We start from the raw sequence: 25,759 nt of genomic DNA, 5'->3' as shown, positions 1-25,759 counted from the left end.
TCCTCGAACTGTTCACCACCGTGATGGTGGCCTACATCTTCGTGCTGCTCGGGGTGGTGCGCGAGCGGATCGCACTGGGGGTGATCTACCTGGACGTCATCTTGTATTCCGCCGGCGGGGTGATCGGCACCATGCATCACCTGTACTTCTCCGGCACCCCGGTCGAACACATGGCGCTGGGGGCGTTTTTCTCGGCGGCCGAGGTCATCCCACTGACCTTCCTGACCGTCGAAGCATGGGCGTTCCTGCAGCTTGGTTCGCGGCAACACGCCGCTGACGCCAAACCGTTCCCGCACCGCTGGGCGGTGATGTTCCTGGTTGCGGTCGGGTTCTGGAACTTCCTGGGCGCAGGCATCTTCGGTTTCCTGATCAACCTGCCGATCGTGTCGTACTACCAGATCGGCACCGCGCTGACCGCCAACCACGCTCACGCGGCCATGATGGGTGTCTACGGCATGCTCGCCGTCGGCCTGGCGATGTTCGCGTTCCGCTACGTGATCCCCGCCGACAAGTGGCCAGAAAAATGGGCCCGGATCTCGTTCTGGGGGATGAACCTCGGGTTGGCGTGGATGGTGTTCGCCACGTTGTTGCCACTCGGTGTGCTGCAGTTGTTCCACTCGGTCAACGACGGCTACTTCGAGGCGCGTTCGCTGGGCTACATTGCCCGGCCCGGCAACGCTTTGCTGGAATGGCTGCGAATGCCCGGTGATCTGATCCTCATCGTCGGCGGTGTGCTGCCGTTCATCTACATCGCCTGGACGGCCCTGCGCAATTTCCGCTCGGGTTCGGTCACCGACGAGTTGCCGGAGCACGCGCTTTACACCGATGCGGCCGCGGAAGGCGCCGAGTCCGCGGCGCCGGCGACGGAGCGACGATGACAACACCCGCGACGTCGGTGTGGCTGGTCGCCTCCTACGCCCTGGTCCTGGCCCTGATCGCGTGGGGCTTCGACGCCATGGCGAGGCGCGTTTCCCGCCATGCCGGGCGGTGGCGCACCGGAGGGTTTGCCTATCGGCCCGACCACGACGCGTGGGTGTGCCCGCAAGACCAGTGGCTGTGGCCGACATCGTTCGATCCGGCTCACCGGGTGATGCGCTACCGGGCTCAGCCCGCGGTGTGTAACAGCTGTCCGGTGAAGTCGACCTGCACGACATCGGATCACGGCCGGGAGATCAGCCGCGAAATCGATCCGTGGCCCTACTCGGATGCCGGCCGGTTCCACCGCGGAATCGCCTGTTTCGTGGCCGTCCTCGGTGTGATCATGCCGCTGGCGATGCTGATCGGCCAGCACGGCGCGATCGACGTGCTGGTGCTCGGGGGTGCCGCTTTGATCGTGGTGATCGCTTGCCTTCCGCTGGCGCGACACCTGTGGTACTCGCCGTCGAATGCACCCGAGTATCTGCCGCACCGGACCGGAGCCGAAGACCAGGTGGCAGCCGCGATCGACCGTTATTCCACCCGGTGGGGCGGCGGCTGGGCGCACAAGGAGGACAACCCGTAGTGACCGCGTTAGTGATCGTCGTTGTGGTGGCCGCGCTTGCCGTGCTGGCGTTCGTCTCGTTGGCTGTGCTGCGTGAATACGAGCGCGGCGTGGTGTTTCGGATGGGTCATCTCCGGCCGCTCTACTTGCCGGGACTGAAGTTCCTGATCCCGTTGGCGGACAAGATGGTCCGGGTAGATCAGCGGCTTGTGACACTGACGATCCCGCCGCAGGAGGTGATCACCCGCGACAACGTCCCGGCCCGCGTCAACGCCGTCGTGATGTTTCAGGTCGTCGATCCGCTGAAAGCGATCGTTGCCGTGGAGAACTACGCCGTGGCCACCTCCCAAATCGCCCAGACGACGCTGCGCTCGCTGCTCGGACGTGCCGATCTGGATACGCTGCTGGCTCATCGCGAGGACCTCAACAGCGATCTGCGCACGATCATCGAAAAGCAGAGCACTCCGTGGGGTGTCGAAGTGCGGGTCGTCGAGATCAAGGACGTGGAGATACCGGAGTCGATGCAACGCGCCATGGCCCGCGAGGCCGAGGCCGAACGGGAGCGCCGCGCCAAAGTCATCAATGCCCGTGGCGAACTGCAGGCCTCCGAGGAGCTGCGCCAAGCGGCCGAGACGCTGTCGAAGAATCCGGCATCACTTCAACTGCGCTACCTGCAAACGCTATTGGAGCTGGGCGCGGACCAGAACTCCACCGTGGTGTTCCCGTTGCCGGTCGACATCATCACTCCGTTCTTGAAACACCCAGATGTCTTGAAAGACATCGCGAGCTCACTGGGCGAGCTCTCGTAATTGGGGACCAACGGCCCTGTCCTTGCGCCTCTGCAGCGGCGAACCATGGCCACCATGCGGGATCTTTACTCGCCGTCACCCTGCACGGTCGACGAGGCCGTGGACCGCGATGTTCCGGTCAAGATCGAGGCCTCAATCGTGCACTCCAGGGCGGTCGCAGCGCTGCTGGAGGCCTCGCGGTGACGCCGCGTCAAGCCGGTCTGCGCGGCGTGCCGTTGCACCTGCAAAAAGACGCCGTAGGAATCCAAATGGTCCTGGTGGATCCGCTGCGGCCGGGGCCGGTAGACATGCTGATGGGGCCCTCCGGTCGCGCGGTGCTGGACGCCACCGGTTGCACCTTGCTGATTTGCGACCGACAGTGGTGGTTATGAGCCTCGACGATCGCGATCAGCCCACTGCTACGGCCATGGTCAAAGTGTTCCTGGTCGACGACCACGAGGTCGTGCGGCGCGGCCTTATCGATCTGCTAGGCGCCGACCCGGAACTCGAGGTGGTCGGTGAGGCCGGGTCGGTTAGCGAAGCACTGGCGCGGATCCCTGCGGCCCAGCCCGATGTAGCCGTGCTCGATGTGCGGTTGCCCGACGGCAACGGAATCGAATTGTGTCGCGACCTGCTGTCGCGGCTGCCAGATCTGCGCTGCCTGATGCTGACCTCCTACAGCTCAGACGAGGCCATGCTCGACGCCATTCTGGCCGGCGCCAGTGGGTACGTCGTCAAAGACATCAAAGGCATGGAGCTGGCTCAGGCGATCAAAGACGTCGGCGCCGGGCACTCGCTGCTCGACAACCGCGCCGCCGCGGCGTTGATGGCCAAACTTCGCGGCGAAGGCGAGCAACCCGACCCGCTGTCGGGGCTCACCCAACAGGAGCGCATATTGCTCGATCTTTTGGCGGAAGGGTTGACGAACCGGCAGATCGCCGACCGGATGTTCCTGGCCGAAAAAACCGTGAAGAACTACGTGTCCCGGTTGTTGGCCAAGCTTGGTATGCAACGCCGCACCCAGGCGGCGGTGTTCGCCTCGAAGCTCGAGCGGTCGCGCCCTGCGGATGGATAGCACTCCCCCGCTGCGCGACACCCTCTCCCAGCTGCGGCTGCGCGAACTTCTGGTCGAGGTGCAAGATCGCGTCGGGCAGATCGTAGAAAGCCGCGACCGCCTCGACGGGCTCATCGAGGCGATGCTGGCGGTCACCGCCGGCCTCGAGCTCGATACCACCCTGCGATCGATCGTGCACACGGCCACCAACCTCGTCGACGCCCAGTACGGCGCGCTGGAGGTGCACGACCAGACCAAACACATGCTGCATTTCGTCTTCGAGGGCATCGACGACGAAACCGTGCGTCGGATCGGCGAATTTCCGCAAGGCCGTGGCGTGGTGGGCCTGCTCCTCGACGATCCCAAGCCACTTCGTCTCGACGACATCGCCGAGCACCCCGCGTCGGTCGGCTTTCCTGCGCATCATCCGCCGATGCGGACCTTCCTGGGCGTGCCGATCCGGATCCGCGACGAGGTGCTGGGCAATCTCTACCTGGCCGAGAAGGCCAACGGGCAACGGTTCAGCGAGGACGACGAGGTGCTGGTGCAAGCCCTGGCCGCCGCTGCTGGCATCGCGATCGCCAACGCCCGGCTCTATCAGCAAGCCAAAGCGCGCCAGTCATGGATCGAGTCCACCCGCGACATCGCCACCGACTTGTTGTCCGGCGCCGAACCCGCGACGGTTTTCCGGCGCGTCGCCGAGCAGGCGCTCAAGCTGACCGGCGCCGACGCCGCCGTGGTGGCCATCCCCGCAGGTGACCAGCCCGCGGCCGAAGACGTCGCAGAGCTGCTGGTGGTCGAAACGGTGGGTGACGCCGTCGCATCCGCCGCCGGGCAGACCATCGCGGTGGCCGACACCGCAGTCGGCGACGCTTTCGCGAAGCGTGACCCACAACGGGTTGACCGGATCGGGTTCGACGGTGTCGACGCCGGGCCGGCACTCATCCTGCCGCTGCGAGCTGCCGACGCCGTGGCCGGAGTGGTTGTCGTACTGCGCGATAGCAATGCGGTCGCTTTCACCCAGGAACAACTCGACATGATGGCCGCATTCGCCGACCAGGCCGCGTTGGCGTGGCAGTTGGCCACCACCCAGCGACGGATACGCGAGCTCGATATCCTGACCGATCGCGACCGCATCGCGCGCGACCTACACGACCACGTCATCCAGCGGCTCTTCGCGGTCGGACTCGCATTGCAGGGCACCGTGGCCCATGCGCGCTACCGCGAGGTGCGACAACGACTTTTGACGGTGGTTGATGACCTGCAGGAGATCGTCCAAGAGATCCGCGTTGCGATCTTCGACCTGCACGGCGGCCCGCCCGGTGCCACCCACCTGCGGCAGCGCCTCGATGACGCGATCGGCCAATTCGCCGACTCAGGGGTACGCACCACCGTTCAGTTTGTCGGCCCGCTGTCCGTGGTCGACGCCGGATTGGCCGACCATGCCGAAGCCGTTGTGACCGAAGCGGTCAGCAATGCGGTCCGGCACGCCGAGGCAACCGAGGTATCGGTCGACATCAGGGTGGCAGACGAACTGTGCATCGATGTCGTCGACAACGGTCGCGGCATCGCGGGTCCGATTACCGAAAGCGGCCTGGCCAACTTGCGTCATCGCGCCGAAGAAGCCGGCGGCGAGCTCAGCCTCACCAACGCCGTCGGCGGAGGCACCGCTGTGCACTGGTCGGCACCGCTGTCCTGACTGTGCTATTCGAAAGATGTGCCGTCCAGCCGGGTAACCACATCCGATAGCGGGTGACGCGGTGTGACCGGTAACGGCTCGGCGTTGACCGGTGCCCAACCGATCCGCAGCAGCATCTGCGGGTGTCCGCTGTCACCGAAGACGTCGCTGCGCACCTGCTCGCGGATCTCGGCAATTTCCAGAGGCTCGGTGATCGGGCAGCTTGCCAGCCCTGATGCGGCGGCGGTCAGCAGCACCAGGCTGGTCGCTTCGCCGGCACGCAGCCGCGCGACATCGTCATCATCTTTGGTGCCCAGCGCCAGCACAACGCCGTTGTCGAAGGTCGGTGGGGCTCCGGGGGATTCGTCGAGTACGGCACCGGCGAACAGCCGTCGGGGTATGGCCGCTGCCGGATCGAGCTTCGGACTGTTGTGTGCCGGTACGCCGGCTGCCGACGCGTATCGTCCGCTCCACCTGGTTAACTCGTCGAGATATTCATAGCTGGCGGCGTGCTGCTCGGCCGCCTGCGCCACCAGCAGACTCAGGTGGGTGAGCGCTTCGACCTTGCGCAGCATCACACCCGCGCGTGCGGCGCGAGCACCCATCAACGCGATGTTTCCGACCGAGACCGGCCGTGAGCTGTAGTGGCGACGATCGGTGACCCGGTGCGAAATCGCCACCGCCAGTGCGACATCGACCTCGCTCGCCGGATACCGCGTGAGTTCGATCGATGCAAGGTGGCCGGAGTCGGCGCGGTTGGGGAATCGGTGTAACTTGGCCCGCCAACCCAATGCCGCGAACGCAACGACGCAGTGATTCAGCGCTGCGCCACAGCTGATCATCAGATCCCGGCTATCCGGATCGGTGCTGTGCAGTTGCAGGCTGGGGTTGGCGTAGAGGTGAAGGCTGTTCTTCCCGATACGCCACTGCCAGGGTTGCGTGTTATGTACCGACGGTGCGCGGGTAGCCAGTGCCAAACCCGCCCGGATGGTCTCCACATCCGGGAAATGTGCACTCACGGCCGGCTCCTTTGCTCGACGCTGCGCCTGCCTCCACGGTGCCGTGCGCCAACCACCCCGGCTAGAGACCGAAGACTCTTTTGAATGCGACAACCGTCAGTCGGGTTGTGTTGCCCCGAACCTCTTGGCCACTGTCAGCAGCACAGCAGAGTCCTCCAGGGCATCAAGTCCATGAACAGCGTTCGGGATGACGAGTAGATCCCCGGTGCGCCCGATCCACTCGTCCTGGCCGGCGCCAAGGCGGACACGGCCGCTCAACACATAGATGGTCGCTTCTTGATCGTGGTTGTGATGCTCGTCGAGCGAATGTCCCTGCTGCAGCGCGATGACCGTCTGCCGCAAGACTTGCTCGTGGCCGCCGAACACCGTTGTCGCGCTGCGCCCGCTGCCCTGGCTTTTGGCGCGTTCAAGTTGATCGTGGACCAAAGCCGTTAAGGAGAACTTCATCACCACTGCCACGATAATGGCATCGGCCGGTTCAGGTCAGACGTTCACAACAAGCGACAGACCGCGCTCCTCACGTATCCGCCGGCGTTGTCTGCTGCTGGCCAGCAAGCGAGCCACCGCAACCTCCACACCCCGGGCCAGTTCGTCGACGTCGGGCACGGTGTCGTAGTCGGCGAGAATACCGAAGAACAGGTCGTCGGCGTAACTGAGAATCGCGACGCCGGTCCGAAGGCGCATCACGATCGGCGGAATCGGCATCACGGCTATCGCCGTGCGTCCCATGATCTTCAACGGTTCGGCAGGGCCCGGCACATTAGTGGCCAGGGTCGCCACCGCACGCTGGGGCAGCCGGGTCAACAACCGGATGACAGGTGCGGTCAGGGCGAACGGGATGGCGTTGGCCATCGATACGAACGCGTTTCCGGCTTGGCGCTGCCCGGTGGCCTTCGTCTTGGACAGCCGGGAATGAACGACCCTCAGCCGCTGAACCGGATTCTTCTCCTCGACCGGCAGATACGGCAGCATCACCGAGACCCGATTGTCGGTCTTGCCGGACGCCGCGGCCGACCGCATCGACACCGGCACCAGCGTGCGCAGCGAATCGGGCAGTGGCTGCTCACCACGCCGGGTCAGCAGGGCGCGGTAACTTTCGGTCAGTGCGGCGAGCGCGACGTCGTTGATCGTGACGTCGAACGTTTGGCACACCTGCCTGATGTCGGCAAGAGAGACCCGCGCGGCGCTGTAGCGGCGCAGACTGGTGATCGGCCCGTTCAGCGATGAGCCGGCGCACGGGTGCATCAGGCCGGCGGCAAGTTCTGCAGCGCCGCGAATGCCTTGGGTGATATTCGTCGCCAGGGCAGCCGATGTGCTCCACAGGTCACTCATCCACGCCACCGGGTTGAGGCTGGGCATCGTGCGCCGAAGTGCGGGCGTCTCGGGCCGGGCGGCCGCGCGAATGTGGTCGGCGAAGCTGCGAGGGATGCCATCGTCGGACAGCCCGGCAAACATGTGGGCCGTCGCTATACCGTCGGCGATGCAGTGGTGCACCTTCATCAGCATCGCCCACCGGCCGTCCGACAAGCCTTCGATGATCCAGATTTCCCAGAGCGGACGGCTGCGGTCCAACCGCCAGGACATCACGTCGGCGACCGACCGGAACAACTCTTGGTCTCCTCCCGGCCGCGGGAGTGCAGTGCGTCGCACGTGATGGGCAAGATCGAAATGAGGGTCATCCACCCATTGCGGTGCGCCCAGATCGAATGCGCGCAGTCGTACCCGCTGAGCGAACCGCGGGCAGGAGCCGATCCGCTCGGCGAGCATCGACATCAGCGAGTCATGGTCGGGAATCGGTCCCTCGAGAATCGCCAATCCACCGATCGCCAGGCTGGCATGCCGGTCGGAGTCTTCGGCGTGCAGGAATCCCGCGTCCAACGTTTTCAACTGCTCCACCGCTCGACCTCCCTAGATACATGTAACTAATGGTTACATTATCCGCGCGGTGGAGTGCTCCCCGTAGGGCCAAAAGTCCCGAACTGCGATCGCCGCTAGCTGACCGCGTTCGGTTGGGCCAGCAACTTGCGCAGCACGTACTGCATGATGCCGCCGTGGCGGTAATAGTCGGCCTCACCCGGGGTGTCGATACGCACCACCGCGTCGAACTCGACTGCGCCGGCTTTGACGTGCACGGTGTCCGGCATGGACTCGCCCAGCGCGTCGACGCCGCTGATGTCGAAGGTCTCTTCACCGGTGAGCCCCAGCGCGTCCGCGTTCTGGCCGTCCGGGAACTGCAGCGGCAACACACCCATGCCGATCAGGTTGGAACGATGGATGCGCTCATACGACACCGCGACAACGGCGCGCACCCCGAGCAGCAACGTGCCCTTGGCCGCCCAGTCGCGCGACGAGCCCGAGCCGTACTCCTTGCCGGCGAGGATCACCAGTGGCGTACCGGCTTTCAGGTACTGCACCGAGGCGTCATAGATCGTGGTCACCGGCCCGTCGGCCTGAGTGAAGTCGCGGGTCCAGCCACCCTCGGTGTCCGGGGCGAGTTGGTTGCGCAACCGGATGTTGGCGAACGTGCCGCGGATCATCACCTCGTGGTTGCCGCGTCGTGAGCCGTAGGAGTTGAAATCCTTGCGCTGGATTCCATGCTCGGACAAGTACTTTCCGGCGGGTGAATCGCTACGGATCGACCCGGCCGGGCTGATGTGGTCGGTGGTGACCGAATCACCCAGTTTGGCCAGCACCCGCGCGCCGGTGATGTCGGCGACCGGGTCGGGCTCGCGGCCCATGCCGTCGAAGTACGGGGGCTTACGCACATACGTCGAGTCCGGATCCCATTCGAACGTGCCGCCCTCCGGCACCGGCAACGAACGCCAGTGGTCGTCGCCGGCGAACACGTCGGCGTAACTGGCGGTGAACATCTCGGCCCGCAGGTGACTGTCGATCACCTCGGCGATTTCGGCGGTGGTGGGCCAGATGTCGCGCAAGTACACCGGTTCGCCGTCGCTGCCGGTGCCCAGCGGGTCCGACGTCAGGTTGACGCGCAATGTACCGGCCAGGGCGTAGGCCACCACCAGCGGTGGAGAGGCCAGGAAATTCATCTTGGTCTCGGGATGGATGCGGCCTTCGAAGTTGCGGTTGCCGGAGAGCATCGAACAAACGGTGAGATCGTTGTCGGTCACCGCCGCACTCACCGCGGGGATCAACGGTCCGGAGTTGCCGATACAGGTGGTGCATCCGTATCCAACCAGGTTGAATCCCAGCTTATCCAAATAGGGTGTCAGTCCGGCCTTTTCGTAATAGTCGGTGACCACGCGCGAACCAGGGGCCAAAGACGTCTTGACCCACGGCTTGCGGGTGAGTCCCTTTTCCACCGCCTTCTTCGCCAGCAGGGCCGCGCCCACCATCACCGAGGGGTTGGAGGTGTTGGTGCAGGAGGTGATCGCGGCGATCACCACGTGTCCGTTGTCGACCTCGGTGCGACCGCCACCGTCATCGAGCTCGATCGTGACCGGCGCCGAGGGCCAGTCCTGCTCGGCGCAGTCGCTGCACGGCGTGTGCGGCTTGTCGTCGGCTGCGCTGCCGTGATAGGCGATCGGGTCGCTGGCCGGAAACGACTCGGCGGACGCCTCGTCGAGGCCGGCCAGCGCGTCCTCGGTGGTCGTGGCGCCGGCGAGCAACGCGCAGACCGTTTGCGGAGCCACCCGCAGCGGGATGCGGTCCTGCGGTCGTTTCGGCCCGGCGATCGACGGCTCAACGGTGGCCAGGTCCAACTCGATGGTGTGTGAAAACGTCGGCTCGTGCTCCGGCTCATGCCACATGCCCTGTTCCTTGGCGTAGGCCTCCACCAGCCGGATCCGCTGCTCGGAGCGGCCGGTCAACCGCAGATAGTCCAGTGTCACCTGGTCGATCGCGAAGATAGCGCAGGTCGCGCCGTATTCCGGACTCATGTTGCCGATCGTCGCCCGGTTGGCCAGCGGCACGTTGACCACCCCGGGCCCGTAGAACTCGACGAACTTGCCTACCACGCCGGTTTTGCGCAGCAACTCCGCCACGGTCAGCACCAGGTCGGTGGCGGTGGTACCGGCCGGAAGCTCGCCGGTCAGCTTCAAACCCAGCACCTGCGGGATCAACATGCTCATCGGCTGGCCCAACATCGCCGCCTCGGCCTCGATACCGCCCACTCCCCAGCCCAGCACGCCGAGGCCGTTGACCATCGGTGTGTGTGAATCGGTGCCGACCAACGTGTCCGGGTAGGCCTGCGGGCCGTCCGGCCCATCGCGGGTGAACACCACCCGGGAGAGGTACTCCAGGTTGACCTGGTGGCAGATGCCGGTGTCCGGCGGTACCACGGAAAAATCCGTGAATGCCTGCTGTGCCCAGCGCAGCAGTTGGTAGCGCTCGGCGTTGCGCTCGAACTCCAAGTCGGCGTTCATCCGGAACGCGTCCGCGCGGCCGAACACATCGGCGATGACCGAGTGGTCGATCACCAGCTCGGTCGGGCACAGCGGATTGATCCGCTCGGTTTCACCACCGAGGTCGGTGATCGCGTCACGCATCGCCACCAGGTCCACCACGCAGGGCACGCCGGTGAAGTCCTGCATCAGCACCCGCGCCGGGGTGTAAGCCACCTCTCGGCCGTGGGCGGCCGCCGGATCCCACGCCGCCAGCGCCTCGACCTGCTCGGCGGTGACCAGCCGTCCGTCCTCATTGCGCAGCAGGTTTTCCAGCAGCACCTTCAGGCTGTACGGGAGCCGCCCCGACCCGTCGATGCGGTTCAGTCGATGAATCTGGTATCCGGTGTCGTCGACGGTGAGCTGATCGCGTGTTCCGAAACTGTCTGTGGCCACATCAATCTCCCTCGCGTGCCCGAAACGGTCTTTCTTCCAACGTAGTCCGGCAGGAGCAGTTGTTACCAGCTAATCGGCAGTCGTTCGCCGATGACGCGGTCGCGGCGCAGGGCAGCCAGCTCGTCGGTGGACAGACCAAGACCCCGCAGGATCTCGTCGTTGTGCTGGCCAAGTGTCGGCGGCGCGAACCGATGATGGCGGAGGGGCCCGGGCGTGATGCGAAACGGCCACCCGGGGTAGCGATGCCGTCCGGTGACGGGATGCTCGAAATTCTCGTAGTAACCGCGGGCGTCGAGCTGCGGCACGTCATACATTCGCTCGGGCGTGAGCAATTCCTCGGCCGGCACGCCGCGCGCTTGAAGCGCCGTCACGATTTCGCCCGCTGTCAGCGTCGCAGACCAGGCGGCGACGGTGTCGTCGAACATGTCATGAGCGGCGACGCGCCCGTCCGGCGACGCAAATCGGTGATCCTCGAGCAGTTCGGGGCGACCCATCGCGTCGACCAGTTGCCGCCAGTCGGTGTCGTCGCGCACCGAGAGCGCCACCCAGGCATCGTCGGCGCGGGTCGGGTAGACACCCTGGCAGTAACCGCGTTGGCGGTTGCCCTCGCGCGGTGCGACGATGCCGTTCATCGAGTATTCGATCACCGGTTCGGCGGCGACGGCGGCCCCGACCTCGATCTGCGCGATCTCGACCAGTTGTCCCTCGCCGCTGCGACGGCGATGTTCCAGGGCCGCCAGTAGCGCCACTCCGGCATGCACCCCAACCAGCGGATCGGCCGGGCCTCCCACGTTGCATGGTGGACCGTCGGGGTAGCCGGTGACCGCCGACATGCCCGAACTCTGTTCGATATTCAGCGCCCAGCCGACGTAGTCGCGCCAGGGGCCGTCCAGGCCGAACCCGGGCATCCGTACCAGGATCACGTCGGGGCGAAGCGATACCAGCGAGTCGTAATCCAGCCCGAACTGCTCCACCACCCGCGGCGAGAAGTTCTCGACGACGACATCGGCGTCGCGGACCAACCTGCACACCAGTTCGCGCCCACGCTGCGAGGTGAGATCCAATGTGAGGTCACGTTTGTTGAGGTTGGTGGCCTGCCACAGTGCGCTGCGCTCATACCAATCGTCGCCCTCGTGCGGATAGGCACCCGAATAGCGAAAACCGTCGGGTCGCTGGATCGACTCGACCTTGACGATGTCGGCGCCGAACGCCCCGAGGTAACACGTAAGGTACGCACCCGCCCAGAATGTCGTGAGGTCGAGAACCCTCGTCCCGGCGAACGGAAGGGCCGGGGCGGCAACCCGGTTGGTGGGCCGGGCGAGCATCGCAGACGTCTTCGAGAAGCGAAACGGCGGTCCGGGACGGCAAAACCCTCCGCCGCTGACGAAGAAATGGCGCTTGACGTATTGCGGGCATTGCAGCGCGGTGGCTCCGTCGGCGACCGGGCTGGCCGGAATTCGCAGTGCCTGAGCGAATTCCACGATCTCTGTGACGGTCCGCTGGGTGAGCCAGGGCCGGGCGGCGGCAAAGAATTCGGCGCGCTCCGGACCACCCAGCATGATCGCGATCTGGTGTTCGCCGAACTCCGGCAGGTGAAGCATCGCACACACGTCAAGCCAATGCTGTCCGGTCAGGCAGTTGATTCCGACCCAGCCGTCGGCCGCCCGGACGATGCCCAGCATCGGGGCCGATCGGGTGTTGGTGGGCAGGCCCAGGGTGCGCATCCGCTCGGCCATCAGCATCGGATACGGCAGTGTGCTCAGCAGGGACTCGAGCACCGAGACGTCGACGTCGATCATGCTGCCGTTCGGGCGGATCCGCAGCGCGGTGAGCGCGCCGAGCGCCGCATAGGATCCCGCGACGTATTCGGAGATCCGGGCGCCGGCCTGTACCGGTGGGCGGTCGGGATCTCTGGCTGTGATCCATCCCGACGCCGCCTGCATCGTCAGCGGCGTTGCCGCGCGATCACGCAACGGCCCGTGCTGTCCGAAGTTCGAGATGTGCACGACCACCAGGTGCGGGTTGACCCGCCGCAGCGCATCAACGCCGAATCCATACCGGGCCAAAGCGCCGGGCGGCAGCGCCTCGACAAGGATGTCGGCCCGCGCGATCAGCCGGCCGATGATGGCCACATCACGTTGGCGGGTGAAATCAGCTGTGACCCTGGACTTTCCGACGTTGAGGTATTCGAACATGCCGGACCGATCAGGGTCGGCAACGCCGCCGGGGAATGGTCCCCATCGGCGCAGCGGATCTCCGGTGGGCGGTTCGACTTTGGTGACCTCGGCACCCAGGTCGACGAACAGTTTGGTGCAGTAGGGACCGGAGATGTCATTGGTGATCTCGACGACACGAAGCCCGTGCAGGGCCGCTGTCATGGGCGCCGCTCCTCCTCATCGCTTCGCTCTGCATCGTCGCCGGCGCCGGTCACGTGGGAATTCCCATGGCCTTCGGTTCCATGTACTGCCGAATTCCACTGATCCCGCCGCTCTCCCGACCAAACCCGCTCTGGTTGAAACCGCCGAACGGCGCACCGCCGGGCCCGCACCCGTTGACGGCGATCTGGCCGGTGCGGACGCGGCGTGCGACGGCGACCGCACGGTCCACATCGGTGCCCCACACCGCGCCGGAAAGCCCGTATTGCGAGTTGTTGGCGATCTTTACCGCATCGTCGTCGTCGCGGTAACGCAGCACTGCCAGCACCGGTCCGAACACTTCTTCCTGGGCGATCCGCACGTCCGGCGCAACCTCGGTGAGGACCGTCGGTTCGAAGTAGAAGCCGGTATCCAGGCCGGCCGGCCGGCCACCACCGGTCGCGAGCTTGGCACCGTCGTCGAGGGCACCGCTGACATATGCCGCAACGCGTTGCAACTGCGCGGCGCTGATCAGCGGGCCCATCTGCACCTCCGGATCGGTGGGATCGCCGACCAACACGGCGCGGGCCAACGCGACGAGGCGATCGACGACCTCGTCGTGGATCGAATCCGGAACCAGCAGCCGGCTGTGCAGAATGCAGGCCTGTCCGGCGTGGAACGAGCAGGACTCGAACAGCATCCGCTCGGCCAGCTCGTCGGACAGCGCAATGTCGTCGAGCACGATGCTGGCCGACTTCCCGCCGCACTCGAGCAGGAGCCGCTTCATGGTGGCACCGGCCGCCGCCATGACTTCCCGGCCGATCGCTGAACTCCCGGTGAAGCTGACCATGTCGATCCGCGGGTCGACGGTCAGCAGCTTGCTGGCCTCGATGTCGGACGGGGTGACGACATTGACGACGCCCGCCGGAATATCGGTGTGTTCGTCGATGATTCGTGCCAGCGCCAGTCCCGCGAGCGGCGCCAGCGGCGACGGCTTGAGCACGACGGTGTTGCCGGCAGCCAGCGCGGCGGTCACCTTCATGACGTTGAGCGTGTGCGGAAAGTTCCACGGCGTCAGAATCGACACCACCCCGAGCGGTTCGTAGCGCAGCAGCGCGGTCCCCGCGGCGCCATATGCGTCGATCTGCTCCTCGACCGGATGGGTGGCAAGTTCGGCGGCCTGCAATGCCATGAACGCGGATCCGTCGATCTGGACCATTCGCTCGTTGGCGGTGCAGCCCCACTCGAGTTGTGCCAGCGCGTAGAACTCGTCGGCATGCTCAAGCAGCGCTTCGCCGAGCTGATTGAGCCAACCCGCCCGCTGCTGGGCTCCGGCGTCGGCCCACGGTCCGGAGTCGAAAGCAGTCCGAGCGGCCGCGATCGCGGTGTCGACCTGAGCGCGACTCGGGTCTGGAGCCGACGCGATCACCGCCTCGGTGGCCGGACAGATGTCGTCGTAGCGGCCGTTGTCGGGATCGACCCACTGCCCGTCGAGGTAGACCGGGTAGTTGCCGACGAGGGAGCGTGAGTCAGCCATGGTTGATTCCTTTGAACGGTCCGGGCAGCTCAACGTTTGGTGTACACCTGTCGGGCGGATGTCGTCAATGCTTACCTAGTTCAGCGTGCTGCCAATGGCATTGACACCGCCCCGGTACCCGGAGTAGACAAGTTCATCGGACAGATCGTATCGAGATGTACGATCGCCATCATGGCCCATCATGTCCAAGGAGGACTCTGCCCCGTGCGCACTGAGTTCTGTTCGGCGGTCCCTCTGCATTCCCCGGACTTCTACACCGGTGATCCCTATCCGGCGTACCGGGAGCTGCGCGCGACGGCGCCGGTGTGCTGGAACGACGTCGCCAACTTCTGGGCTCTGCTCAAGTACGAGGACATCCGCTTCGTGTCGAGCAACCCGGCGATGTTCTCCTCGATCAAGGGCATCACGATTCCGGACCCGGCGGTGCCGAACCCGGTGCAGGCGGGCAGCCTGATCTTCACCGACCCGCCGCGGCACCGGCAGCTGCGCAAGCTGATCAACGCGGGGTTCACCCGGCGTCAGGTAGCCATCCTCGAGCCGAAAATCCGCGAGATCGTGCGGGGGATCCTTGCGGGGGTCGAACCCGATTCCGTCCACGAGTTCGCCGAAGAGTTCGCCGCTCCCCTGCCCACCCGTATCATCGCCGAACTGCTCGGTGCCCCGCCCGACGACTGGGAGCAGTTCCGAACCTGGTCGGACGCGGCCACCGGAACCGCCGACCCCGAGGTAGAACTCGATGCCGTCGTGGCCATCGGCCAGTGCTACGAATACTTCCAAAAGCTGATTGCGGCCAGGCGCGCCGAAGCGCGCGACGATGTGCTGTCCGTTCTGGTCAACGCCGACATCGACGGACACCAGCTGTCCGACGAAGACCTGCTCAACTTCGCATTCCTGTTGCTGGTAGCCGGCAACGAAACCACCCGCAATCTGATCGCGCTGGGCACCCTGGCACTGATCGCGCACCCCGGCCAGTGTCGCCTGCTGGTCGACGATCCGTCGCTGATCCCCGGTGCCGTCGAAGAGATGTTGCGGTGGAATAGCCCCGTGGTCCATATGGCACGCACCGCAACCACCGACGTCGAGATTCGCGGCCGGCGGATCGCCGAAGGCGACATGGTGGTGATGCTCTACGGGTCGGCCAACCGGGATGAGGACATATTCGGTCCCGACTCGGAAGAGTTCAAGGTGACCCGCCACCCGAACCCGCACATCGCCTTCGGGTGTGGTGAGCATTCCTGCGTCGGCGCGCAACTGGCACGTCTCGAGGCGTCCGTCATGTTCGACGAACTGCTGCACCGCTTCCCCAGGCTCGAGTTGGTCGGTGACGTGGACCGGGTGCGCGCCACCATGGTGCCCGGCGTCAAGCGGATGCCGGTGCGGCTGGGGGCTTGATCGATGGACTTCGACTTCACGCCCGAGCAACAGCAGCTCCGTGTGGAAATCCGCGCTGCGCTCCAAGAGGTGATGACCCCCGAGCGGAGCGCACTGAGCGAACACATGGAAACCGGCCCGGAGATGAGGGATTGTGTGCGCGCTTTGGCGGCGGCGGATCTGCTTGGTGTCGGCTGGCCTAAAGAGTATGGCGGACAAGGCTTTTCGGCGCTAGAGCAGTTCATTTTCTTCGAGGAAGCCCGGCGGGTGAATGCTCCGATCCCGCTGGTGACACTGAACACGGTCGGGCCGACGCTGATGGAATACGGTACGGAGGAACAAAAGCAGAAGTTCCTTCCGGTGATTCTCGACGGCAGCGTGGAGTTCGCGATCGGCTACTCCGAACCCGGGGCGGGAAGCGACCTGGCGTCGCTACGGACCACGGCGGCGCGCGACGGCGAGGGATGGGTGATCAACGGCCATAAGATGTTCACCAGCGGCGCTGCCTACGCCGACTACATCTGGCTGGCGGCCCGCACCGATCCCAGCGCCAAGAAGCACAAGGGTATTTCCATCTTCATCGTCCCGACGTCGTCGCCCGGGTTCTCCTGGAAGCCGCTGCACACCATGCCGGGTCTGACGACCACGTACACGTTCTACGACAACGTGCGGGTCCCGGCCGACGCGATCGTCGGCGCGGAAAACGAAGGGTGGCTGCTGATCACCACGCAGCTGAATTTCGAGCGTGCCACCCTGGGGAATCTCGGCGCGCTGGAACCGCTGTACGAAAGGACGCTGGGCTGGGCGAAGACCACCGAGCTCGACGGCGCGCGGGTCATCGATCAGCCCTGGGTGCAGCTCATACTCGCCCGGGTTGAAGCACAGGTCGCCGCATACAAACTCATCAATCTGCGGGTGAATGCGGCGATGACCAAGGGCGTGCTCAACATGGCGGAAGCCTCGGCCGCGAAGGTGTTCGGTACCGAGCTGACCCAGCAGGTCGCCCGCCAGTTGCTCGAAGTGCTCGAGAGCAACGGCTCACGCCGTGGCGCTGACGCACCTTTGCGCGGCGCCCTGGAATCTTCCTACCGGGCGGCGGTCCTCAACACGTTCGGTGGCGGCGCCAACGAAATTCAGCGAGATATCATCGCCATGGCCGGATTGGGCATGCCGCGTGCACCTCGTGACCTTCGGACCACAGACAAGTCAGGAGGACCAACGCAGTGACCGAGTTTTATACCCGGCTGAAAGCACTCGTCGGCCAGCCTACCGGTTCGGGAAAGCCGTCGGTGGCACCGGATCCGGTCAATCAGCCGATGATTCGGCACTGGGCTCATGCCCTGGGCGACATGAACCCGGTCTACCTGGATCCGGAATTTGCGGCCGCTTCGCGGTTCGGTGGCATCGTGTCGCCTCCCGCGATGCTGCAAACCTGGACGATGCCGTCGCCGAAACTCGACGGGATCGCAGAACGCGGTGGCGCCCCCATCGAGATCACGACTAACCCCATGGCATTCATCGAAGAGGCCGGATTCACCGGCATTGTTGCGACCAACTCCGAGTACGAGATCGAGCGCTACCCCCGGCTGGGTGACGTCGTCACCTCGACGACGGTGATCGAGGACGTCTCCGACGAGAAGAAGACCGCGCTGGGGACCGGTCACTTCGTGACCTGGGTGACGACCTATGTCGACCAGGACGGTGAAGTGCTGGGACGGCAACGATTGCGAGTGCTGCGATTCAGGCCGGAGCGCTGATGACGACCCGACTGGCACCGGCGATCGGCCCGGACACCGAGTTCTTCTGGACCGGGCTGCGCGAGCACAAACTGCTGATCCAGCGCTGCACCGGGTGTGCAGCGTTGCGTAATCCGCCCCGCCCCATGTGCCCCACATGTCGTTCGGTGGCCTGGGACGCGATCGAATCGTCGGGCCACGGCAGCGTCTACAGCTATGTGCTGCCGCACGAACCCCGGTTCCCCTTCTTCGACTATCCCTACATCGTCGTGCTGGTGGAGCTCGCCGAAGGGGTGCGGCTGGTGTCCAACCTGTGCGACACCGCGCCGGCTGACGTCACGGTCGGGATGTCGGTCGAGGTCTGCTACCGGACGTTCGATAACGACCTGGTACTTCATCAGTTCCGGCCCGCCGCGGACTGAGGTCAACATGGATTTCACCTTCACCGAAGAGCAAGAGACGATCAGCAAACTCGCCCGGGAACTCTTCGAGCGCCGGGCCACCCCCGAACGCTTGGCGGAGCTCGAGGCCGGCGAAACCCGCTACGACGCCGCGCTCTGGAAAGAACTCGCGGCCGCCGACCTGCTGGGTGTCGCGCTGCCGGAGGAGGCCGGCGGCTCGTCCGGAGCAGGTGGCGGCTTCGCTGAGCTCGCGGTTCTGCTGGCCGAGGTGGGATGGAGCGTGGCTCCGGTACCGGCCTACGCGACGCTGGTGCTGGGGGCCGACCCCATTGCCCGGCACGGAAGTCCGGAGCAACGGCAACGCTTTCTTCCCGGCGTCGTCGCGGGAACCCGCATCCTGAGTGCGGGTCTGCAAGAGCCCGGCCATTCCGATCCCACGGACCCGGCCACCACGGCCCGGCGCGACGGCCCCAATTGGCGGCTGGACGGCGTCAAAGAGCTGGTGCCGGCCGCCCAACTCGCCGACACTGTGCTGATTCCCGCCACCGCCGATAACGGTGAGGCCGGCCTGTTCCTGCTCGCGACGGACGCCCGGGGCGTCGATATCCGGCCGGTGGCAACCACGAACCTCGAACCGCACGCGGACGTATTCCTGGACGGTGCACTCGTTTCCGTGCAGGACAGACTCGGTGACGGCCCAGAGGTGATCGGTTCGCTCTACACTCGCGCCCTGGTCGGTCTGTGCGCGATCCAGCTCGGTGTCAGCGAACGGGCCTTGCGGATGACCGCCGAATACACCAGCGGGCGTGAGCAATTCGGCCGGCCGATCGGCAGCTTCCAGGCGGTGCAGCAGCGCATGGCCGACGCGTTCATCGACGTCGAGGCGATCCGGTGGACCACCTGGCATGCGGCCTGGTTGATCGCGCAGGGACGGCCGGCCGACCGGGCGGCCCGGATCGCGAAGTTCTGGGCGGCCGAAGCCGGCGCTCGGGTTGCCGCCACCACCCAACACGTTCACGGCGGGATCGGGATCGACACCAGCTATCCTTTGTATCGCTACTTCCTGTGGGCCAAGCACAACGAGCTCGCCCTCGGTCCGGCGTCTGCGCAGCTGGCCCGCCTCGGCAGCACATACCCGGAAGGACAGCCATGACGACCACCAAAGCCCGCGGAACAACCCCTGGAAAGACCCTGCAGTGCGCCGACATCGAGATCGGTGCCGAGGTGACCCCGCTCGAAATCCCGATCACCACCACGGTGATCGTCGCCGGTGCGCTCGCGTCGCGCGACTTCATGCCGGTGCACCACGACCGCGACTTCGCCAACAAGCAGGGCTCACCCGACTTGTTCATGAACATCTTGACCACCAACGGGCTGTGCGTGCGGTTCCTCACCGACTGGGCAGGACCCGAGGCGATGGTCAAGAAGTTGTCGATTCGCCTCGGCGTGCCGTCCTTGCCCGGCGATCCGCTGCGCTTCACCGGCAGCGTGACCGGTAAGTCGGACGGCCACGATGGTGAAGGTCTTGTCGAAGTAACCTTCAAGGGCGCCAACAGCCTTGGCGATCACGTCTCGGGCACCGCGGTCCTCAGCCTGCTCGACGGAGCCGGTGCGTGAGTAGCTCACTGGGCGGCGCCGCAGCCATCGCGGGTATCGGCCAGACCGAATTCTCCAAGGAATCCGGGCGCAGCGAACTGCAATTGGCGTGCGAGGCCGTCAGTGCCGCAATCGACGACGCCGGCCTGGCGCCGGGCGACGTCGACGGCATGGTCACGTTCACCATGGACGCCAGCGACGAGATCGACGTCGCGCGCAATGTGGGTATCGGCGATCTGACCTTCTTTTCTCGGGTGCCGCACGGCGGCGGGGCGGCAGCCGGCACCGTGGTGCACGCGGCAATGGCCGTCGCGACAGGTATGGCCGACGTCGTGGTGTGTTATCGCGCGTTCAACGAACGGTCCGGCATGCGCTTCGGAGGCAGCGGTCGCAACAGCACGGAGACCCCACCGTTTATGGCGTTCTACGCGCCGTTCGGATTGCTCACTCCGGCGGCGTGGGTGGCACTGCATGCCCAGCGCTACATGTCGACCTACGGCGTGCGCAACGAGGACTTCGGCCGGATTGCCGTGGTCGACCGCGCGCACGCGGCCAACAACCCCGATGCCTGGTTTTATCAGCGCCCGATCACGCTGGAAGACCACCAGAGCTCCCGTTGGATCATCGAACCCGTGTTGCGGCTGCTGGATTGCTGCCAGGAAAGCGACGGCGGGGTCGCGCTGGTGGTCACCAGTGTCCAGCGCGCCCGAGACCTGCGGCAGCCGCCGGCGGTGATCACCGCGGCCGCACAGGGCGCCGCCTACGAGGGTGAGATGATGACCAGCTACTACCGCGAGGACATCACCGGACTTCCCGAGATGGGGGTGGTCGCCGACAAGCTGTGGCGTGATTCGGGCCTCAAGCCCGCCGATATCCAAACCGCCTTTATCTACGACCACTTCACGCCGTTCGTCTTCACGCAACTCGAAGAACTCGGCTTCTGCGGCCGTGGCGAAGCCAAAGACTTCGCCACCGTTGAGAACCTGTCGCTCGGCGGGACACTGCCGATCAACACCAACGGCGGGCTGCTCGGCGAGGCCTATATCCACGGCATGAACGGCATCACCGAAGCTGTGCGTCAAGTGCGCGGCACTTCCTACAACCAGGTCGGCAACGTCGAACACGTCCTGGTCACGTCGGGCACCGGGGTGCCCACCAGCGGACTGATTCTGGCGCCGGCCGACTGACGGAGGAGCATGATGCCCAGGCTCGCATTGTTGACCGCGGTCGGCGGACCGATCGAGCTCGCGGAATACCCGCTCACCACACCGGCGCAGGGAACAGCGGCGCTGAGACTGCGCATGGCCGGAATCTGCGGATCCGATCTGCATATCTTCCGCGGTGAGCTACCACTGCCCTATCCCTTCGCGATGGGCCACGAGATGGTCTGCGAGATAGCCGAACTCGGGCAAGGGCTAACCACAGACGCAACCGGTAAGCCGCTCGCGGTGGGCGACCGGGTTGTGACACCGTATTTCTGGACGTGCGGGCAGTGCCACGCCTGTTCACGTGGCCGGTCGTACGCCTGCCAGAACCTGATGGCCGGCGAATTCCCCACCCACCAAAAAGCCCCGCACTTCATCGCCGCACACGGCGAGTACTACTACACCAATCGCCGGCAGCCGCTGTACAAAGTGCCCGAGGAGCTCACCGACGCGCAGGTCGCTCCGCTCAACTGTGCGCTGGCACAGGTATTGTTTGCGCTGCGCGATGTGCGGCTCGGCGATACCGTCGTTATCCAGGGCGCCGGCGGGCTGGGTATCAACGCCGCCGCGGTCGCTCGCACCGCAGGCGCGGTGGAGGTGATCGTCATCGACATGATCCGCGAGCGGCTCGACGTCGCATCGGATTTCGGTGCCACACACTGCATCAACGCCGGCGGCATCTCGACCCCGGAAGTCACCGAACAGGTCCGTGAACGTACCGGCGGCATCGGCGCCGACTGGGTGCTCGAAGTCGTCGGGGTGCCAGGCGTCATTCCCGACGGTGTCGGATTCCTCAACAACGGCGGCACCCTTCTCGAGGTCGGCAACGTCGGCGTGGGACACACATTCGAACTCGACCCCAGCGTGTTGGTGTACGGCAACAAATCGGTACGCGGCGTGATGCTCTACGAGCCGATCACCCTGGCAATCGGCCTATCCTTCCTGCAGCACACCAGCTTCCCGTTCCACCGACTCATGCCTGAGCCGTTCCACCTCGCCGACGTCAACGAAGCGTTCGAATCAGCCGGCGCCGGTTTGGTACCGAGAGGTGCACTGGTGCCCTGATGACCCAGGCTTCTGCGTTGACCCAGGCCACCGAGACTCGCGAGCTCATCATCGAGTCCGCGTACGGATGCTTTCGCAAGCACGGACTGCAGAAGGCGACGATTGTCGACATTGCCAAGATGGCGGGCGTATCCCGCAGCACTGTCTACGAGTACTTCCGGGACAAGGGCGCCGTTCTCGAAGCCTGCGCCGAACATGCTTCTGAGCATTTCTACCGCGAGATGTCCAAAGCAATGGATCGAGGCACCTCGCTCGAAGAAAAGCTAACCCGTGCAGCAGTATTCGTGACCCGGGCGCGACGCGTCATCGCCTCCGAGGAGTACTTCGACGAAGATGCGATCAGCCTGCTGCTGACCAAAGACGCCGCCGTACTGCTGCGCGAATGCGCCGACTTCTTCGCGCCGTACCTCGCCGCCGCGAAACTCACCGGTGAGGTTCGCAAAGACCTCGGCGTCGAGTCTGCCGGTGAATGGTTCGCACGGATATTGTTCTCGCTGTTCAGCACGCCGTCATCGACACTGGACATGGCGAACCCCGACGTCGTCGCCGAGTTCGTTCGCGCGCACGTCGTGCGGGGGTTCGCCAGCGAGCGCGTCCGACCGAGGCGAGCATACGGTTAAAGGGATGCCGGCGGCATACAATCCCGGCGTGACCGAAAGACGCGGTCGGGGTCGCCCGCGCGACAACCAGCGTGTTGAGACTGACGTTGTCAGGGCGACGCTCGCCGAGATCGAAGAAAAGGGCCTCGCCAATTGCACAGTGGAGTCGATCGCAGCTCGTGCAGGCATCGGTAAGGCGACGTTCTACCGGCGCTGGCCCAACAAAGAAGCCGTGCTGTACTTCGTGGCGAGCCGGCTGACTCACATCGTCGAACCCGTCGACACCGGCGATCTACGCAAGGACCTGCTTTCGGTAATCGACCCGGTCCGCAAGGTGATGTATGGCGGCTCCAACGCGAGCGTGGTGCCCACCTTCCTCGCCGAGGCGGCCCGCGACCCGCGAATGCGGGAGTTCGTCGCGAAATTCACCGAGGAGGGCCGGATGGGCGCCATCCACGCCCTCGAACGAGCCCAGCGCCGTGGCGAGCTGCGCCGTGATGTCGATCCGGACGCCGTGGTCGACATGATCTATGGCTCTTTCGAGGGCCGCTTCCTGAACTTCGGTGAGCGCGTCAGCGCGGCGTACATCCGCAAGGTCGTCGACCTTGCGCTGCACGGCATTCTGAAGCAGTAGCGGCATGCCGGGCCCGTTGAATTCGCTGGTCGATGTCCAAGTGCTTGACATGTCGGACGACATTGCCGGGGCGTACTGCGCGAAGCTGCTGACCGATGCCGGTGCGGTGGTCGTCAAGATCGAGCCACCGGCGGGGCACCCCTTGCGCTCATGGTCTCAATCCGGGTCGGTGGGATCCGACGGGGAGCGCGACGGCGCGCTGTTTCGTTACCTGGCCGCAGGGCAACGCAGCGTCGTCGTCGACCCCGACGAGGTAAGTGATCGGGCGCGGCTGCAACGACTCGCGTCGGCCAGCGACATCATTCTGGCCGGCCACGGCGACGTAGCCCGGCTCCACGATGCCCATCCACAAGCGATCGTCGTGGCGATCACATCCTTCGGGCTGGACGGCCCTCGCGGCGGTGAGCAATCGAGCGACTTTCTGCTGCAGGCACTTTCCGGATCGCTGCATGCACATGGAACGGTCGACGGCAGTCCTCTCGCCGTCGGGGGCGGTGTGACGAGCTGGATACCGGGCGCATACGCCGCGGCGGGCGCACTGGCGGCGCGTGCCCGGGCAGCGCGTACCGGGTGCGGTGAGATCGTCGACGTGTCCACCCTGGAGTGCTTCGCGCTGACGCTGCTGTGCTATCCGTCGGTTCGTGCCAGCCTTCCGGGCGCCACCTTGACCCGCAGCGTCTACACGTTCATCCCCGGCATCGAGCCGTGCCGGGACGGGTTGGTCGGTTTCACCGCCTTGACCGTCCAGCAATGGCACGACTTCCTGGCGATGATCGACCGCCATGACCTCATCGACAGCCACGAATTCGACGACCTCGTCGTACGCATAGAACGCCGCGACGAGATCCTGCCCGCCATTCACTCGTGGACGATGCGGCACAACGTTGACGAGATCGTCGATCTGGCAGCTGATTTCCGGGTTCCCGCAGCACCGCTTCTCAACGGGGCGACACTCCCGGCCCTCGACCATCTGCAGGCGCGGGAGCTGTTCGATGTGAATCCGCGGGGAGGGTTCGCGCACCCACGTCCACCGTTCCGGTCCTCGGCGACGGGGCGGCGAGCACCCGCACCGGCGCCGGCCCTTGGCGAGCACCAGGATCTGGAGCTACGGCCCCGACGCCCGACGGGTCGCGCGCCGGGGGACGCTGATAATCGCCTGCCGCTCGATGGTGTGCGGGTGCTGGATTGCACGGCGTTCTGGGCGGGGCCGTGTGCGACACAGTATCTCGCCACGCTCGGAGCCGATGTGATCAAGGTGGAGTCCATCCAACGACCCGACGGCATGCGGTTCAACGTGACTGTGCCGCCTACCGTCGAGCAGTGGTATGAACAGGGCTTCCTGTTTCTGCCGGCCAACCTCAACAAGCGGGGGATCACCCTCAACCTCGCCGACGACCGCGGCCGGGAGCTGTTCCTGGCTCTCGCCGCCCGAAGTGATGTGGTCTTCGAGAACTACTCGCCGCGGGTCATGGAGAATTTCCGGCTCACTTTTTCCGATCTCCAGGCAGCGCGCGCGGACATCGTCATGGTGCGGATGCCGGGTTGGGGACTCGAGGGGCCGTGGCGGGACCGGCCCGGCTTCGCCACCACCATGGAGCAGGCATCGGGCATGGCGTGGGTCACCGGCTATCAGGACGGCCCACCCATGGCGCCCGGGCTGTGCGACCCACTCGCCGGCATTCACGCAGTTTTCGCCACGCTCGCCGCCCTCGAGGAGCGGCGGGCAACCGGCCGGGGCCAGCAGGTCGAGGTGTCGATGATCGATATGGCGGTCAACGTGGCGGCCGAGCAGATCGTCGAGTATGCGGTCTACGGCAACCTCATGACACGTGCCGGCAACCGCGACGTCAAAGTGGCACCGCAGGGCGCCTATTCGTGCGCCGATAGCCAGACATGGATCGCACTGTCGGTGTCGAACGACACAGAATGGCTGGGCCTGAAGACGGCGCTGGGCAATCCCCCGTGGGCTGACGAACCAGCGCTTGCGACGGCCGAGGGTCGCAGCAGACACCCAGGGCTTGACGACGAGGTGGCCGCCTGGTGCGCGGCACGACCACTGGACTCCGCGCTCGCCACGCTGCGGGAAGCCGGCGTGCCGGCCGAGCCTGTCGTGCCGTCCTACGCGATCGACGCCGACGAGCAGATGCAAGCCCGCGCGTTCTGGCAGCCGGTCGCGCATCCGGTCGTCGGCACACATCTATATCCGGGGTGGCCGATTCGGCTGTCGGGAGGACCGGCGCAGTGGTACACGTCCGCGGCGCCGCTGTTGGGCCAGCACACCGAGGAGGTCCTCAAGGAGCTGGGGCTGACTGAGCAGCAACTGGCTGATTTGCGGGAGGCCAACGTCATCGGCGACCGTCCCCGCGGCCTGTGATCGGCTTGGCTCCAGCCGCGAAAGTGCAACGACCGACACGTCTACTCGGGAAATGCGTTGGCAGTCGCA

General features: G+C 65.5%; 24 protein-coding genes. 18 read left to right on the top strand and 6 right to left on the bottom strand.

Going from position 1 to position 25,759, the window contains the following annotated elements:
- The 7 genes from ACRDTL_RS06450 to ACRDTL_RS06420 form a co-directional block, all read left to right on the top strand.
- On the top strand, positions 1-878 hold an 878-nt coding region (locus ACRDTL_RS06450; protein WP_431505876.1), incomplete at its 5' end, for a cbb3-type cytochrome c oxidase subunit I.
- A complete protein-coding gene (locus tag ACRDTL_RS06445; RefSeq protein WP_431505875.1) occupies positions 875-1,501 on the top strand; it encodes a hypothetical protein in 627 nt (208 codons plus the stop codon). The genes ACRDTL_RS06450 and ACRDTL_RS06445, both read left to right, overlap by 4 nt.
- Positions 1,501-2,289, top strand: a complete 789-nt coding sequence (locus ACRDTL_RS06440) for a slipin family protein (protein ID WP_431505874.1) — start codon at positions 1,501-1,503, stop codon at positions 2,287-2,289. Before ACRDTL_RS06445 ends, ACRDTL_RS06440 begins: the two co-directional genes overlap by 1 nt.
- Before the next feature lie 54 nt (positions 2,290-2,343).
- Positions 2,344-2,472, top strand: coding sequence for a hypothetical protein (locus tag ACRDTL_RS06435; protein WP_431505873.1), 129 nt, complete (start codon positions 2,344-2,346; stop codon positions 2,470-2,472).
- The gene (locus tag ACRDTL_RS06430; RefSeq protein WP_431505872.1) at positions 2,469-2,660 is read left to right on the top strand and encodes a hypothetical protein; all 192 of its coding nucleotides are present in this window, start codon (positions 2,469-2,471) and stop codon (positions 2,658-2,660) included. The genes ACRDTL_RS06435 and ACRDTL_RS06430 overlap by 4 nt, the downstream gene beginning before the upstream one ends.
- Before the next feature lie 35 nt (positions 2,661-2,695).
- Complete coding sequence (gene dosR / locus ACRDTL_RS06425) at positions 2,696-3,343, top strand: hypoxia response regulator transcription factor DosR/DevR (RefSeq protein WP_431505879.1); 648 nt, start codon at positions 2,696-2,698, stop codon at positions 3,341-3,343.
- Positions 3,336-5,021: a GAF domain-containing sensor histidine kinase gene (locus tag ACRDTL_RS06420; protein WP_431505871.1), complete on the top strand. Its 1,686-nt coding sequence runs from the start codon at positions 3,336-3,338 to the stop codon at positions 5,019-5,021. The genes dosR and ACRDTL_RS06420 overlap by 8 nt, the downstream gene beginning before the upstream one ends.
- 5 nt (positions 5,022-5,026) lie before the next feature.
- Here the strand turns inward: ACRDTL_RS06420 and ACRDTL_RS06415 are convergent, their stop codons facing one another.
- From ACRDTL_RS06415 to ACRDTL_RS06390, 6 genes are all read right to left on the bottom strand, one after another.
- Entirely contained in the window at positions 5,027-6,019 is a 993-nt protein-coding gene (locus tag ACRDTL_RS06415) for an Acg family FMN-binding oxidoreductase (RefSeq protein ID WP_431505870.1), read from the bottom strand.
- Positions 6,020-6,115: 96 nt separating this feature from the next.
- On the bottom strand, positions 6,116-6,469 hold the full coding sequence (locus ACRDTL_RS06410) for a cupin domain-containing protein (protein WP_431505878.1): 354 nt from the start codon (positions 6,467-6,469) through the stop codon (positions 6,116-6,118).
- A 33-nt stretch (positions 6,470-6,502) separates the two neighbouring features.
- Positions 6,503-7,915, bottom strand: a complete 1,413-nt coding sequence (locus tag ACRDTL_RS06405) for a WS/DGAT/MGAT family O-acyltransferase (protein ID WP_431505869.1) — start codon at positions 7,913-7,915, stop codon at positions 6,503-6,505.
- A gap of 95 nt (positions 7,916-8,010) precedes the next feature.
- Complete coding sequence (locus ACRDTL_RS06400; protein WP_431505868.1) at positions 8,011-10,818, bottom strand: aconitate hydratase; 2,808 nt, start codon at positions 10,816-10,818, stop codon at positions 8,011-8,013.
- 62 nt (positions 10,819-10,880) lie between these two features.
- Positions 10,881-13,196, bottom strand: coding sequence for a CaiB/BaiF CoA transferase family protein (locus ACRDTL_RS06395; protein ID WP_431505867.1), 2,316 nt, complete (start codon positions 13,194-13,196; stop codon positions 10,881-10,883).
- 49 nt (positions 13,197-13,245) lie between these two features.
- A complete protein-coding gene (locus tag ACRDTL_RS06390) occupies positions 13,246-14,709 on the bottom strand; it encodes an aldehyde dehydrogenase family protein (RefSeq protein ID WP_431505866.1) in 1,464 nt (487 codons plus the stop codon).
- 234 nt (positions 14,710-14,943) lie between these two features.
- Between ACRDTL_RS06390 and ACRDTL_RS06385 the strand changes: the two genes are divergently transcribed.
- The 11 genes from ACRDTL_RS06385 to ACRDTL_RS06335 are packed head-to-tail and all read left to right on the top strand — an operon-like array spanning position 14,944 to position 25,690.
- Positions 14,944-16,101: a cytochrome P450 gene (locus tag ACRDTL_RS06385; protein ID WP_431505877.1), complete on the top strand. Its 1,158-nt coding sequence runs from the start codon at positions 14,944-14,946 to the stop codon at positions 16,099-16,101.
- Positions 16,102-16,104: 3 nt separating this feature from the next.
- Complete coding sequence (locus ACRDTL_RS06380; RefSeq protein WP_431505865.1) at positions 16,105-17,307, top strand: acyl-CoA dehydrogenase family protein; 1,203 nt, start codon at positions 16,105-16,107, stop codon at positions 17,305-17,307.
- Complete coding sequence (locus tag ACRDTL_RS06375; RefSeq protein WP_431505864.1) at positions 17,304-17,837, top strand: FAS1-like dehydratase domain-containing protein; 534 nt, start codon at positions 17,304-17,306, stop codon at positions 17,835-17,837. Before ACRDTL_RS06380 ends, ACRDTL_RS06375 begins: the two co-directional genes overlap by 4 nt.
- Complete coding sequence (locus ACRDTL_RS06370) at positions 17,837-18,238, top strand: Zn-ribbon domain-containing OB-fold protein (protein ID WP_431505863.1); 402 nt, start codon at positions 17,837-17,839, stop codon at positions 18,236-18,238. The genes ACRDTL_RS06375 and ACRDTL_RS06370 overlap by 1 nt, the downstream gene beginning before the upstream one ends.
- A gap of 7 nt (positions 18,239-18,245) precedes the next feature.
- Positions 18,246-19,370 carry an acyl-CoA dehydrogenase family protein gene (locus ACRDTL_RS06365; protein WP_431505862.1) on the top strand — a complete coding sequence of 375 codons (1,125 nt, stop codon included), beginning with the start codon at positions 18,246-18,248 and terminating at the stop codon, positions 19,368-19,370.
- Positions 19,367-19,834 (top strand): MaoC family dehydratase, encoded by a 468-nt coding sequence (locus ACRDTL_RS06360; protein ID WP_431505861.1) that lies wholly within the window; start codon positions 19,367-19,369, stop codon positions 19,832-19,834. The genes ACRDTL_RS06365 and ACRDTL_RS06360 overlap by 4 nt, the downstream gene beginning before the upstream one ends.
- Positions 19,831-21,000: a lipid-transfer protein gene (locus ACRDTL_RS06355; RefSeq protein ID WP_431505860.1), complete on the top strand. Its 1,170-nt coding sequence runs from the start codon at positions 19,831-19,833 to the stop codon at positions 20,998-21,000. The genes ACRDTL_RS06360 and ACRDTL_RS06355 overlap by 4 nt, the downstream gene beginning before the upstream one ends.
- 9 nt (positions 21,001-21,009) lie before the next feature.
- Positions 21,010-22,083 carry a zinc-binding dehydrogenase gene (locus tag ACRDTL_RS06350; protein ID WP_431505859.1) on the top strand — a complete coding sequence of 358 codons (1,074 nt, stop codon included), beginning with the start codon at positions 21,010-21,012 and terminating at the stop codon, positions 22,081-22,083.
- Positions 22,083-22,703 (top strand): TetR/AcrR family transcriptional regulator, encoded by a 621-nt coding sequence (locus tag ACRDTL_RS06345; protein WP_431505858.1) that lies wholly within the window; start codon positions 22,083-22,085, stop codon positions 22,701-22,703. The genes ACRDTL_RS06350 and ACRDTL_RS06345 overlap by 1 nt, the downstream gene beginning before the upstream one ends.
- Positions 22,704-22,731: 28 nt before the next feature.
- Positions 22,732-23,316, top strand: coding sequence for a TetR/AcrR family transcriptional regulator (locus tag ACRDTL_RS06340; RefSeq protein WP_431505857.1), 585 nt, complete (start codon positions 22,732-22,734; stop codon positions 23,314-23,316).
- A 4-nt stretch (positions 23,317-23,320) separates the two neighbouring features.
- Positions 23,321-25,690, top strand: coding sequence for a CoA transferase (locus tag ACRDTL_RS06335; protein WP_431505856.1), 2,370 nt, complete (start codon positions 23,321-23,323; stop codon positions 25,688-25,690).
- Positions 25,691-25,759: the final 69 nt, after the last annotated feature.

Origin of the sequence: Mycobacterium sp., assembly GCF_050700595.1 — a bacterium.
Classification (GTDB): domain Bacteria; phylum Actinomycetota; class Actinomycetes; order Mycobacteriales; family Mycobacteriaceae; genus Mycobacterium.
Note: the sequence above shows the minus strand (reverse complement) of the source record. Positions and strands in the feature narration are given on the sequence as shown.

Coding starts and splice junctions, on each gene's coding strand:
- ACRDTL_RS06445 (WP_431505875.1), top strand. CDS start 875: ATGACAACACCCGCGACGTCGGTGTGGCTGGTCGCCTCCTACGCCCTG.
- ACRDTL_RS06435 (WP_431505873.1), top strand. CDS start 2,344: ATGCGGGATCTTTACTCGCCGTCACCCTGCACGGTCGACGAGGCCGTG.
- dosR (WP_431505879.1), top strand. CDS start 2,696: ATGGTCAAAGTGTTCCTGGTCGACGACCACGAGGTCGTGCGGCGCGGC.
- ACRDTL_RS06420 (WP_431505871.1), top strand. CDS start 3,336: ATGGATAGCACTCCCCCGCTGCGCGACACCCTCTCCCAGCTGCGGCTG.
- ACRDTL_RS06395 (WP_431505867.1), bottom strand. CDS start 13,196: ATGACAGCGGCCCTGCACGGGCTTCGTGTCGTCGAGATCACCAATGAC.
- ACRDTL_RS06390 (WP_431505866.1), bottom strand. CDS start 14,709: ATGGCTGACTCACGCTCCCTCGTCGGCAACTACCCGGTCTACCTCGAC.
- ACRDTL_RS06380 (WP_431505865.1), top strand. CDS start 16,105: ATGGACTTCGACTTCACGCCCGAGCAACAGCAGCTCCGTGTGGAAATC.
- ACRDTL_RS06370 (WP_431505863.1), top strand. CDS start 17,837: ATGACGACCCGACTGGCACCGGCGATCGGCCCGGACACCGAGTTCTTC.
- ACRDTL_RS06365 (WP_431505862.1), top strand. CDS start 18,246: ATGGATTTCACCTTCACCGAAGAGCAAGAGACGATCAGCAAACTCGCC.
- ACRDTL_RS06360 (WP_431505861.1), top strand. CDS start 19,367: ATGACGACCACCAAAGCCCGCGGAACAACCCCTGGAAAGACCCTGCAG.
- ACRDTL_RS06350 (WP_431505859.1), top strand. CDS start 21,010: ATGATGCCCAGGCTCGCATTGTTGACCGCGGTCGGCGGACCGATCGAG.
- ACRDTL_RS06345 (WP_431505858.1), top strand. CDS start 22,083: ATGACCCAGGCTTCTGCGTTGACCCAGGCCACCGAGACTCGCGAGCTC.
- ACRDTL_RS06335 (WP_431505856.1), top strand. CDS start 23,321: ATGCCGGGCCCGTTGAATTCGCTGGTCGATGTCCAAGTGCTTGACATG.